The organism is Duganella aceris, assembly GCF_011090165.1.
Taxonomy (GTDB): Bacteria; Pseudomonadota; Gammaproteobacteria; order Burkholderiales; family Burkholderiaceae_D; genus Rugamonas; species Rugamonas aceris.
In genome coordinates this window covers 332,563-344,866 of sequence record NZ_JAADJT010000001.1, presented here as the reverse complement: position 1 = coordinate 344,866, position 12,304 = coordinate 332,563, and the positions used below count along the sequence as shown (strand labels likewise).

The 12,304-nt window shown below is 66.0% G+C and carries 9 protein-coding genes; 7 read left to right on the top strand and 2 right to left on the bottom strand.

The genetic code is table 11. The features are described 5' to 3' along the window. The first annotated feature begins 92 nt into the window (after window positions 1–92). The gene (pth, locus tag GW587_RS01505) at window positions 93–674 is read left to right on the top strand and encodes an aminoacyl-tRNA hydrolase (protein ID WP_166097726.1); all 582 of its coding nucleotides are present in this window, start codon (window positions 93–95) and stop codon (window positions 672–674) included. A 52-nt stretch (window positions 675–726) separates the two neighbouring features. Next, a complete protein-coding gene (locus GW587_RS01500) occupies window positions 727–2,022 on the top strand; it encodes an amidohydrolase (RefSeq protein ID WP_166097724.1) in 1,296 nt (431 codons plus the stop codon). A gap of 103 nt (window positions 2,023–2,125) precedes the next feature. Here GW587_RS01500 and GW587_RS01495 read toward each other — a convergent pair whose 3' ends face one another. Next, window positions 2,126–3,955: a DUF885 domain-containing protein gene (locus GW587_RS01495; RefSeq protein WP_166097722.1), complete on the bottom strand. Its 1,830-nt coding sequence runs from the start codon at window positions 3,953–3,955 to the stop codon at window positions 2,126–2,128. Window positions 3,956–4,179: 224 nt separating this feature from the next. Between GW587_RS01495 and ychF the strand changes: the two genes are divergently transcribed. The 5 genes from ychF (at window position 4,180) to GW587_RS01470 (ending at window position 10,230) form a co-directional block, all read left to right on the top strand. Continuing rightward, window positions 4,180–5,271, top strand: a complete 1,092-nt coding sequence (gene ychF / locus GW587_RS01490) for a redox-regulated ATPase YchF (protein ID WP_166097720.1) — start codon at window positions 4,180–4,182, stop codon at window positions 5,269–5,271. Between the two features lie 89 nt (window positions 5,272–5,360). After that, on the top strand, window positions 5,361–6,149 hold the full coding sequence (locus tag GW587_RS01485) for a substrate-binding periplasmic protein (protein ID WP_166097718.1): 789 nt from the start codon (window positions 5,361–5,363) through the stop codon (window positions 6,147–6,149). A 105-nt stretch (window positions 6,150–6,254) separates the two neighbouring features. After that, the gene (locus GW587_RS01480; RefSeq protein WP_166097716.1) at window positions 6,255–8,084 is read left to right on the top strand and encodes an NYN domain-containing protein; all 1,830 of its coding nucleotides are present in this window, start codon (window positions 6,255–6,257) and stop codon (window positions 8,082–8,084) included. Window positions 8,085–8,150: 66 nt separating this feature from the next. Then, on the top strand, window positions 8,151–9,002 hold the full coding sequence (locus tag GW587_RS01475) for an MOSC domain-containing protein (RefSeq protein ID WP_166097714.1): 852 nt from the start codon (window positions 8,151–8,153) through the stop codon (window positions 9,000–9,002). Window positions 9,003–9,054: 52 nt separating this feature from the next. Further along, complete coding sequence (locus GW587_RS01470) at window positions 9,055–10,230, top strand: GGDEF domain-containing protein (protein ID WP_166097711.1); 1,176 nt, start codon at window positions 9,055–9,057, stop codon at window positions 10,228–10,230. On the opposite strand, the gene GW587_RS01465 is transcribed toward GW587_RS01470, so the two are convergent. Beyond that, complete coding sequence (locus GW587_RS01465; RefSeq protein WP_166097709.1) at window positions 10,227–12,209, bottom strand: monovalent cation:proton antiporter family protein; 1,983 nt, start codon at window positions 12,207–12,209, stop codon at window positions 10,227–10,229. The genes GW587_RS01470 and GW587_RS01465 overlap by 4 nt on opposite strands. Window positions 12,210–12,304: the final 95 nt, after the last annotated feature.

Here is a 12,304-nt window from a genome sequence, read left to right as displayed (position 1 = left end):
TTCGGGCGGCCTTGGTCTGAAGCCCGCCGGCCATGCCTGGCGGGCTTTTTTCATTTTCAGGCGATAATCGCCTATTTACGCTCACGCACACCATGCCCATACGTCTCATCGTCGGCCTCGGCAACCCTGGCGCCGAATACGAACAAACCCGCCACAACGCCGGCTTCTGGCTGGTGGACAACCTCGCCAACGACGTCGGCGCGCGGCTGCAGCGCGAGACCAAGTACAACGCGCTGATGGCCAAGGCTTCGGTCGCCGGGCACGAGGTCTACCTGCTGGAGCCGCAGACGTATATGAACCGCTCCGGCCAGTCGGTCGGCGGGCTGTGCCGCTTCTTCAAGATCAATCCGGACGAAGTGCTGGTCGTGCATGACGAGCTGGACCTGATGCCCGGCACCGCGCGCCTGAAGAAGGGCGGCTCGTCGGGCGGCCACAACGGCCTGAAGGACATCACCGCCGCGCTCGGCACGCAGGATTACTGGCGGCTGCGGCTCGGCATCGGCCATCCGCGCACGCTCAGCCTGGCGCAACAGGTGGCGGACTTCGTGCTGCACCGGCCGCGCCGCGAAGACCAGGAGCTGATCGAGCAATCGATCGACAAATCGCTGCTGGTGATGCCGCAGATCGTCGAAGGCAAGTTCGAAGCGGCGACCATGAAGCTGCATACAGCCTGAAGCGCCGATGGTATGCTGGGGGCATTCATTCCCCAGCTAAAGGACACCATCGATGAAGCTCCTCCCTCTCGCCGCGCTGTTGCCGCTGCTGCTGGCGCAAGCCGCCTCGGCGCAAGACGCCGCCGCCGTCGCAGGCCAGATCAACGGCATGTACCCGCAGCTGGAAACGATTTATAAGGATTTGCACCAGCATCCGGAGATCGCGTTCCAGGAAGTGCACACCGCCGCCAGGCTGGCCGCCGAAATGCGCAAGCTCGGCTTCGAGGTCACGGAGAAGATCGGCAAGACCGGCATCGTCGCCATCTATAAAAACGGCAAGGGCCCGACGGTGCTGGTGCGCACCGAGATGGACGGCCTGCCGATGGAGGAGAAATCCGGTTTCCCGTTCTCCAGCAAGGCGCACGCGCAGCTGGAGGGCAAGGACGTGATGGTGGCGCACAGCTGCGGCCACGACATCCACATGGCCGCCTGGCTGGGCACGGCGCGGGCGCTGGTCGCGCTGAAGGCGCAATGGAAGGGCACCTTGATGTTCGTCGGCCAGCCGGCCGAGGAAACCGTGTCCGGCGCCAAGGCCATGCTGGACGACGGCCTGTACACCCGCTTCGGCAAGCCGGATTACGCGTTCGCGCAGCACTCGTGGCCGCGTCCGTACGGCACCATCGGCTACAACAGCGGACCGGTGTCGTCCAACTCCGACGCGATCGAAATCACCTTCAAAGGGCGCGGCGGGCACGGCTCGGCGCCGGACAAATCGGTCGACCCGATCACCATCGCCGCGCGCTTCGTGGTCGACGTGCAGACCGTGATCAGCCGCGAAAAGGACCCGAAGGAATTCGGCGTGGTGACGATCGGCGCGATCAACGGCGGCACGGTGGGCAACATCATTCCGGACTCGGTGCGGGTGCGCGGCACGATCCGCAGCTACAGCCCGGCGGTGCGGGAAAAGATATTGGCCGGCGTGCGCCGCATCGCCAACGCCTCGGCCGCGATGGCCGACGCGCCGGCGCCGGAGGTGGAGCTGATCGCCGGCGGCGTCGCCATCGACAACAACGACGCGCTGGTCCAGCGTACCGAAGGGATCTGGAAGCAAGCCTTCGGCGACGCCAACGTGCAGCGCATGCCGGCGATGACGGCCAGCGAAGACTTCTCGCAATTCGTCAACGCCGGCGTGCCGGGGATCTTCTTCTTCACCGGCGTCTACGACCCGAAGGCGGTGGCCGAGGCCGACAAGCCGGGCGGCAAGCCGCTCGCCTTCAACCACTCGCCGTACTACGCGCCGGTGCCGGAGCCGTCGATCAAGACCGCCGCCCAGGCGCTGACGCTGGCGGTCCTCAACGTGATGCGCTAGCGATCCTCCCCACGGTGTCAGTGCCGACATTCGGACACGTGCTCTACCGTAGCGGTCGCTACGGTAGAGCACGTGTCCGAATGTCGGCACTGACACCGGAAGTTTATTTGTTGGCGGCGATCCAGCGGTCGACGCGCGCTTCCAGGATCGGCATCGGCAGCGTGCCGTCGCCGATCACCACTTCGTGGAATTTCGGGTAGCTGAACTTGTCGCCCAGCGCCTGCTGCGCCCGGGCGCGCAGTTCCAGGATCTTCAGCGATCCGATCTTGTAGCTCAGCGCCTGCGCCGGCAACACCATGTAGCGCTCGATCTGGTTGCGCGCGCGCGGCTCGCTCCAGCCCAGCGTGTCCACCAGGTAGGCGATCGCCTGCTCGCGGGTCCACCCTTTGGCGTGCATGCCGGTGTCCACCACCAGCCGCGCGGCGCGCAGCATCTCGGCGTTGAGGTGGCCGTAGTAGGCGACCGGATCCTCATACAGCCCCAGCTCCTTGCCCAGCGTTTCCGAATACAAGGCCCAGCCTTCGGTGTAGGCCGCGCTGTTCGGGTTCTCGGTGCTGAACTTGCGGAAGTCCGGCAACGGCAGCTCCTTCAGCAGCGCGGCGTGCAGGTGATGGCCCGGGATGCCTTCGTGCAGGAACAGGCTGACCATGTCGACCCGGCTGTATTTCTTCGGATCGTTGACCACCGGCCAGAACACGCCCGGATGCGAGCCGTCCGCCGCCGACGGCGTGTAGTGGTCAGACGCCGTGGCGCGCGTCAGTTCCGGCTCCAGTTGCAGCTCCAGTTTGGCTTTCGGGATCAGGCTGAAATACGTCGGCAGCTTGGCCTGCACCTGGGCGTAGATGGCGCGGTAGGCGTCCAGCACCTGCTGGTCGGTGGTGAAGATGTTGTACTTGGTCTGCGCGCCGACCCATTGCGGCAGCTGCTTCTCCGGGCCGTCATAGCCCAGCTTGGGCGCCAGCGCGGCCATCTGTTGCTGGATGCGCGCCACTTCCTTCAGGCCCAGCGCGTGCACCTCTTCCGGCGACAGCGGCAGGTTGGTGCTGTCCTTGATGTGGGCCGCGTACCAGGCGGCGCCGTTCGGCAGCGCGCCCAGGCCGGTGCTGGTGCGCCCGGCCGGCAGGTATTCGTTCTCCAGGAAGCCGACCAGCCGGTTCAGCGCCGGCGCGATCTTGCCGTCGACCACCTTCAGATAGGCGGCGGCGAGCTTTTGCTTGTCGGCGGCGGAGAAGGCGTCCGGGAAGCGCTTCACCGGCGAGTAGAACACGCTCGCTTCCGGCGTGGCGCTGCGCAGGTTCTGCAGCTGCGGCAGCATCGCGATGGTGATCGCCTTCGGATGCACCACGCCGCTGCGCATGCCTTGCTTCATGTTGGCGATGGCCTGGTCGATCCACGCCGGCAGCTGGTTCAGCCGGCTCAGGTAGTCCTGGTATTGCTTGACCGTGCCCAGCGGCTGCGAGCCGGTGCCGTCGGCGTAGTTGGCGATGGTGCTCGGCACGTTGTCCATCTGGTTGATCGGCAGCAGGTGGTCGGGGAAGGACTCCATCTGCATCGCGTTGTTGAGCTCGTAGGTCAGCAGGTCGTAGGTCAGCTGATCCTGGTCGCCCAGCTGGCCGCGGCGCACCGCCATCAGCTGCTTCTGCATCTGGCGGTACAGCGTGAACTGCTGCGCGCGCACCTTGGGCGAAATCGCCAGGCCGAGCTGGTCGTTGTAGCGGCTGTCGCCGTTGGCGGTGGCGAACAGCAGCGGATCGAATTTGCAGCGGGCGGTGTGGAAGGCGGCGGCGATTTTCGCCAGCTGCACCTGGGCCTTGCTCGCTTGCGCGGCGGCGGTGGGCGCCGCTTGCGCCGGCAAGGTGGCGACGCCGGCCAGCAGCAGGCTGGTGATCAGGATGGAGGTCCGCAGCGAACCGCGGCAACGAGACAATGGCATAAGGGTTTCCCAGGCTGATAGGTTGTTCGAGCGCTACAGCAAATCAGTCTAGCACTAAACAAGTCACTCATAGCACCAGAGAAATAAAGCGGTGGCCCGGACCGGCGTCATGTCGGTGTTTTTTGAAGAGTGGCAGCAAGGGAGGTACAATGGACCCTTGAACGCTGTAAACAGCACGAACATCCAAGCCGCTTGCCGGCCATATTGATAATTAAAGGTTTTTCATGAGTCTCCAATGCGGCATCGTCGGCTTGCCCAACGTCGGCAAGTCCACCCTGTTCAACGCCCTGACCAAGGCCGGCATTCCGGCCGAGAACTATCCGTTCTGCACCATCGAGCCCAACGTCGGCGTGGTCGAAGTGCCGGATCCGCGCATGGGCGCGCTGGCCGCCATCGTCAAGCCTGAGCGCATGGTCAACGCCATCGTCGAATTCGTCGACATCGCCGGCCTGGTCGCCGGCGCGTCGCAGGGCGAGGGCCTGGGCAACCAGTTCCTGTCGCACATCCGCGAAACCGACGCCATCGTCAACGTGGTGCGCTGCTTCGAGGACGACAACGTGATCCACGTCTCCGGCAAGGTCAGCCCGCTGGACGATATCGAAGTGATCCAGACCGAGCTGGCGCTGGCCGACCTGGGCACCGTGGAAAAAGCCATCCACCGCGAAAACAAGAAAGCCCGTTCCGGCGACAAGGACGCCGCCAAGCTGGTCGCCATCATGGAGCGCATCGTGCCGCACCTGAACGAAGCCAAGCCGGTGCGCGCCATGGGCCTGGACGCCGACGAAATGGCCCTGATCAAGCCGCTGTGCCTGATCACCGCCAAGCCGGCCATGTACGTCGCCAACGTGTCCGACACCGGCTTCACCAACAACCCGCTGCTGGACCAGCTGACCGCCTACGCCGCCACCCAGAACGCGCCGATCGTCGCCATCTGCGCCTCGATCGAAGCGGAAATCGCCGATCTGGACGACGCCGACAAGACCGAATTCCTGAACGACATGGGCATGCAGGAGCCGGGCCTGGACCGTCTGATCCGCGCCGCCTACAAACTGCTGGGCCTGCAAACCTACTTCACCGCCGGCGTGAAGGAAGTGCGCGCCTGGACCATCCACGTCGGCGACACCGCGCCGCAAGCGGCCGGCGTGATCCACACCGACTTCGAACGCGGCTTCATCCGCGCGCAAACCATCGCCTACGACGACTACATCCAGTACAAGGGTGAGGGCGGCGCCAAGGAAGCGGGCAAGATGCGCGCCGAGGGCAAGGAATACATCGTCAAGGATGGCGATGTGTTGAACTTCCTGTTCAACGTTTAAGTCAGCGCCATCGCGTCCGAGCCTGTTTCTCCAGTAGAAACAGGTTTTTTTTTGGCCGGCGCCAGGCGGATAGCTGATAGTATATTGGCATGAAGGCCTTCCTGACGAAGAGTATCTGGCTGATCCTGGCGCTGCTGCCGGCCGCGCCGGCGGTGCTGGCCGCCGACATCATCCCGCTCTACGTCTACTACCAGGATCCCTTGTTCGCGGCGGGCGGCCCGCAGAGCCTGACCGACAAGCTGGCCGTCTGGCTGACCCAGCGCGCCAACGGCCGCTATCAGTTCGTGCCGACCCAGATTCCGCGCCGCCGCCTGCAGTTGATGATCCGCCAGCCGCATTGGCACGGCGTGGTGGCGTGGGCCAATCCGCGCTGGTTCGAGGAAACCGGCCAGCCGCGCCAGAACTGGAGCCGGCCCTACATGATCGACGCCAACATGGTCGCCTCGCTGCGCAGCGCGCCGGTCGAGTATGAGGACGACCAGTCGCTGCAGGGCCTGCGCATCGGCAGCGTGCAGGGCTACCACTACAAGGATTCCGCCGAGCTGCTGCGCGACGACGCCGACAGCGAGGCCCGCACCCTGCTCAAGCTCAGGCAGCGCCGCGTGCCGGTGGCCTTCCTCCAGGCCAGTTCGTTTCCCTTTTTCCGCCAGCAATTTCCCGATCTCGACGACTGGATCCACCTGTCGGCCAAGCCGCGCACCATCTTCGAGCGGGCGTTCTTCACCGCGCCGGACCAGCCGGAGCTGCTGGCTTACCTCAATCAGCAGGTCGACGCGCTGCTCGCCGACCGCCCCTGGCAGGAGCTGATGGGCACCTGCAAATTGGTCAAGCCGCGCCTGGCCGCCGCGACCGATGCGCAACGCAAGCTGTGTCGTTAGCCGTGCATGGGCCGTTGTTGGGTATAATCGTCGGATTGCCCGATCGACGGACCGCCGCGTCCGCCTTCCTCACCCGCCTCACTCATCACTAGAAAAATATTCCTCATGGCATCTTCCAACGATAACGTCAGCATGGCGCTGTTCTGCGATTTCGAAAACGTCGCGCTCGGTGTGCGCGACGCCAATTACGACAAGTTCGACATCAAGCCGGTGCTGGAGCGTCTGCTGCTCAAGGGCAGCATCGTGGTCAAGAAGGCGTATTGCGACTGGGACCGTTACAAGGCCTTCAAGGCGCCGATGCACGAGGCGAATTTCGAGCTGATCGAAATCCCGCACGTGCGCCAGTCGGGCAAGAACTCGGCCGACATCCGCATGGTCGTCGATGCGCTGGATCTCTGCTACACCAAGTCGCACGTCGACACCTTCGTCATCATTTCCGGCGATTCGGACTTTTCGCCGCTGGTGTCCAAGCTGCGCGAGAACGCCAAGAAGGTGATCGGCGTCGGCGTCAAGCAGTCGACCTCCGATCTGCTGGTGGCCAACTGCGATGAGTTCATTTTCTACGACGACCTGGTGCGCGAGAGCCGCCGCGCCAAGCGCGAGTCCAGCACCGAGACCAAGCCGGCCGTCAAGCGTTCGCCGGAAGAGGAACGCGCACGCCGCGACGAGATGGACAAGCGCCGCAGCCAGGCGGTGGAAATCGCCGTCAACACCTTTGAGGCGCTGGTCTCGGAGCGCGGCGACAGCGGCAAGATCTGGGCTTCGGTCTTGAAGGAGGCGATCAAGCGCCGCAAGCCGGACTTCAGCGAGTCCTACTATGGCTTCCGCACCTTCGGCAACCTGATCGAGGAGTGCAAGGCGCGCGGCCATCTGGAATTCGGCCGCGATGAGAAATCCGGCGCCTATGTGTATCGCGGCAGCGGCGTGCCGTCGGCCTTGCCGGGCGGCGCCGAAGCGCAGGCCGCCGACAACGATGCGGCAGCGGGCGAAGGCCAGGAAGCGCGTCAGCAGGAATCGCGCCGCAGCCGTGGCCGTGGCCGCACCGCCGCCGAGCGGTTCGCCGAGCGTCAGGCGGAGCGTCTGGCGCGCCAGGGTGCGCAGCCGGCGTCGTCGCACGATGTGGAGCAGCAGGAAAGCATGGCCGACGGCGATGCGGAGCAGCAGGTCGATGCGGCGCCGGTCGAGTCGGCGCCGGTGGCGCAGCAGGATGGCGCGCACGGCGATGCGGATCGCGGCCGTGGCCGTGGTCGCGGCAATCGCGGTGGCCGCAAGCAGCAGGGCGAGCAGCAGCGGGGCGAGCAGCAATCGCACGCGGCGGCCGAGGATGCCTTCGATGTGCCTGTGGTGCTGGAAGCGGCGGTGGAGTTGCCGGTGGTTGAAGCCGCGCCTGTGCCGGCCAAGAAGAAAAGCGGCGCCAAGCCGCCTGCACGCAAGCTGAAAACCGCCGCCAAGGGCAAGGGCGATGGACGCAACGCCAAAGGTGGCGCGGTCGCCGCCGATGCCGTGAACGGCGCCGGCGCATCGGCGCCAGCCCTTGCGCCGGTGGAGTCGCCGCGTGCCACGCCGGCACCAGTGGCGGCCGACGCGGCGCCAGCGGCGGCGGGCTCGCCACCCCCGGCCGCTGCTCCGACGCCAGCGGACGCGTCGCTCGCCGCCGATGCCAAGCCGGCCAAGGCCAAGGCTGCCAAGCCGGCCCGTCCGGCCAAGCCGAAGGCCGCCGCGAAAGCCGCCGGCACCGCTGCCGACAGCGCCGCCGGCAATTCGGCGGACAACGCGGCGGACAACGCGGGCGACAATGCTGGGAACCACGCGGCCGCGAAAACGGCGGCGGAAAAATCCGCCGGCAAGCCAGCCGGCAAAACAAGCGGCAAAGCCGGCGCCAAGCCGGCCGCGCGTACGCCGCGTCCGGCCAAGGCCGCCAAAGCGGCGGAATAAGCCGCAGCGCCGGCGGGCGTCAGATCGTATAATTGTCATGTTCTCATCTGACCAACCCGCCGCGCCATGCCTATCCTGTCCGATATCACGCTGTATCCGATCAAATCCTGCGGCGGCATGTCGCTGCAGGAAGCCACGGTGACCGTCACCGGCCTGATGACCGCGCAAATCTACGACCGCGAATGGATGGTGGTCGACGCTTCCGGCGCCTGCCTGACCCAGCGCGAGCATCCGCGCATGGCGCTGATCACCCCGACCCTGAAATCCGATACGCTGGAACTGCGCGCGCCCGGCATGCTGCGCCTGGAAATCCCGCTCGGCCTGCCCGATCCCGACCACGCCCCGACCCTGACCACCCAAGTCTGGGACGACACGGTGCTGGCCTACGACTGCGACGACCTGACCGCCGAATGGTTCACCAGGGCCATCGGCGTGCCGTGCCGGCTGGCGCGCTTCCACGCCAAGGCCGAACGCGCGGTCAGCACCAAGTGGACCGACGGCGTGGCCGCCACCACCATGTTCTCCGACGGCTACCCCATCCTGGTGGCCGGCACCGCCTCGCTGGACGACCTGAACGCCAAGCTGCGCGCCGCCGGCCGCGAGGCGCTGCCGATGAACCGCTTCCGTCCCAACCTGGTGATCTCCGGCATCGAAGCCTTCGAGGAAGACTACGCCGAATCGTTCGAGATCGGCGCGGTCACGCTGAAGCCGGTCAAGCCGTGCCCGCGTTGCCCGATGCCGTCGGTCAACCAGGCCACCGGCGAGTTCGGTCCCGACCCGCTCGACATCATGCAAAGCTACCGCGCCAAGCCGGAACTCGACGGCGCCCTGTGTTTCGGCATGAACAACATCCTGATCGCCGGCGACGGCCAGCGCGTGCGCGTCGGCCAGGAAATCGTCGTGACGCTGGCGTTTTAAGCCCGCTTGGCGTAATGTGGGCAATACGCACGACATCAGGTGAAGGGCAGATATGACGTACACGGCAACAGGCAAGTTACCGCCGCAGACCGACCACGCCGCGCAGGCGCTCGATCTCGCGGCCGAGAACCAGGCCCTGCGTGCGCGCATGGCCTACCTGCTGGAGCAGGCGGAACGCAACCATTCGATCATGACCCGCCACCAGGCCTTCGACCTGGACATCGTCGGCGCCGGCAATTTCCCCGAGCTGGTCGGCACCATCTTCCGCGTGCTGCCCATCATCTCGGAACTCGACAGCGTGACGCTGACGCTGATCGACGAGGACGCCGACATCCGCCACGTGATGGCCAAGCTGGATGTGGTGTTTGAAGACTTTCCCGATCTGATCTTCGCCGAGGACCTGGACGCGCTGGGCTTCGACCTGGGCCGCCGCAACGCCTACTCGGCGGCGCCGAAGCCGTTGCTGGGCATGTACGATCCGCTGCGCCACGCGCGGCCGTTCCCGAACGCGCCGGCCGGGCTGCAGAGCGTGGCGCTGGTGCCGCTGCTGCGCAACCGGCGCATCATCGGCAGCCTCAATCTCGGCAGTTGCGACCCGACCCGCTTCACGCCCAGCCTGGGCACCGACTTCATCGAGCACATGGCGTCGATCATCGCGATCTGCCTGGAAAACGTCATCAGCAACGAGATGCTCAAGTACATCGGGCTGACCGATTCGCTGACCGGCGTCTACAACCGCCGCTACATCGACCGCCGCCTGCTGGAAGAGATCGCGCGGGCGCGGCGCCAGTCGTATCCGATTTCCTTCATGTACATCGACATCGACCACTTCAAGCGGGTCAACGATACGGTCGGGCATGGCGGCGGCGACGAGGTGCTGCGCGAAGTGGCCGGCCGCATCAAGAACGAGCTGCGCGCCTCGGACGCGCTGGCGCGCTTCGGCGGCGAGGAATTCGTGGTGCTGCTGATCGACGCCAACCTCGACAGCGCGGCCTTCGTCGCCGAGCGCATCCGCGCCAGCGTGGCCGGCAACATGATCACGCTGTCGCCCGAGTTGCAACTGTCGGTGACGGTGTCGATCGGCGTCGCCTGCCTCAATCCCGGCGAGGCCGAGGGCGATGCCGAGGTCATCGCCCGCGCCTGGATCGCGCGCGCCGACGAGCTGCTGTACGAGGCCAAGGAATCCGGCCGCAACCGCGTGGTCAGCGTCTCCGGCAAGGCGGCCTAACGCAGCAGCAGGTGCTCGGCGCGGTTGACGGCGTCGGCCACGCCGCGCAGCACCAGCACGTCGCCGGCCTCCAGCGTCGTATCCTTGGTCGCGTCCAGCCGGGTCTTGCCGCGGCGGATGCTGGTCACCTGGGCGCCGGTGCCGCCGACGTCGAACTCGCCCAGCATCTTGCCGACGCAGGCAGCGCCGCCGTTCAGCGTGACCGAGTGCAGCCGTTCCAGGTCGGCGTCCTCGCCGACGTCGCTGGCGCCGTGGAAGTAGCCGCGCAGCGACGCGTAGCGTTCCTCGCGCGCCGCCTGCACCCGGTGCACCACGCGCCGCAATGGCACGCCCAGCATCACCAGCGCGTGCGAGGCCAGCATCAGGCTGCCCTCCATCAGTTCCGGCACCACTTCCGCCGCGCCGGCCGCCTTCAGCGCGTCGAGGTCGGTGTCGTCGTGCGAGCGCACGATCACCGGCAGCGTCGGCGCCAGCTCGTGCACCAGGTGCAGCACCTTCATCGCCGACGGCGTGCTGGCGTAGGTGATCACCACCGCGCTGGCGCGGTAGATGCCGGCCGCGACCAGGCTTTCGCGCCGCGCCGCGTCGCCGTAGGAGACGTGGGCGCCGGCGGTCTGCGCCTCCTGCACCCGTTCCGGATCCAGGTCGAGCGCGTGGTAGTCGATGTTTTCCTCGCTCAGCATGGTGGCCAGGTTCTGCCCGCTGCGGCCGAAGCCGGCCACGATCACGTGCTTGTTGGTGGACATGGTGCGGCTGGCGATCTTGGTCAGCGCCAGCGACTGCATCATCCATTCGTTGCTGGACAGCTTCATCACGATCATGTCCGACTTGGCGATGATGAACGGCGCCAGCAGCATCGACAGCACCATCGACGCCAGCACCACCTGGATGATGAAGGAGTCCATCAGGTTGCTGCCGGCCGCCAGGTTCAACAGCACGAAGCCGAATTCGCCGGCCTGCGCCAGCGCCAGGCCGGTGCGGATCGACACCCCGTCCGACGAGCCGAACAGCTTGGCCAGGCCGGCGATCATGGCGAACTTCAGCAGCACCGGCGCGCACAGCAGCAGCAGCACCAGCCACCAGTTTTCCATCACCAGCCGCACGTTCAGCAGCATGCCGATGGTGATGAAGAACAGGCCCAGCAGCACGTCGCGGAAGGGCTTGATGTCCTCCTCCACCTGGTGCTTGTATTCGGTTTCCGAGATCAGCATGCCGGCCACGAAGGCGCCCAGGGCCAGCGACAGGCCGGCGCGCTCGGTGATCCAGGCCGCGCCCAGCGTCACCAGCAGCAGGTTCAGCATGAACAGCTCCTGCGAGCGGCGCTTGACCACGATGGTGAACCAGGTGCGCATGATCTTGTGGCCGAAGAACAGCAGCAGCGCCAGCACGATCACCGCCTTCAGGCCGGCCCAGGCCAGCGTCTCGGCCAGCGCGTCCGGGCGCTGGCCCAGCGACGGGATCAGGATCAGCAGCGGCACCACGGCCAGATCCTGGAACAGCAGGATGCCGATGATCTTGCGGCCGTGTTCGCTTTCCAGCTCCAGCCGCTCGGTCAGCATCTTGACCACGATGGCGGTCGACGACATCGCCAGCGCGCCGCCGAGCGCGAACGAGGCCTGCCAGCTGATGTGCAGGGTGGGCGGCAGCTGGGTGGCGATGGTCCAGCCGAATATCATCGTTGCGACGATAGTGAGCACTACCTGCGCCATGCCGAGGCCGAACACGATGCCGCGCATCGACATCAACTTCGACAGCGAGAATTCCAGCCCGATGGAAAACATCAGGAACACCACGCCGAATTCGGCCAGGCCGTGGGTGGCTTCGCTCTGCTCGGCCAGGCCCAGCGCGTGCGGGCCGATCAGGATGCCGACCGCCAGGTAGCCCAGCATCGGCGGCAGGTGCATCATGCGGAAAGCGACCACGCCCAGCACCGCGCTGCCCAGCAACAACAGGGTTAATTCAAGTGGTGAAAACGTCATCTCAACATCGCCGTAAGGAGTTAATTCGTTGTTTGTGGGCCGAGAGGGGCGTTATGTTGTGACTGGCAAGTTTTTTGCTTTCTCAATTCGGCTAT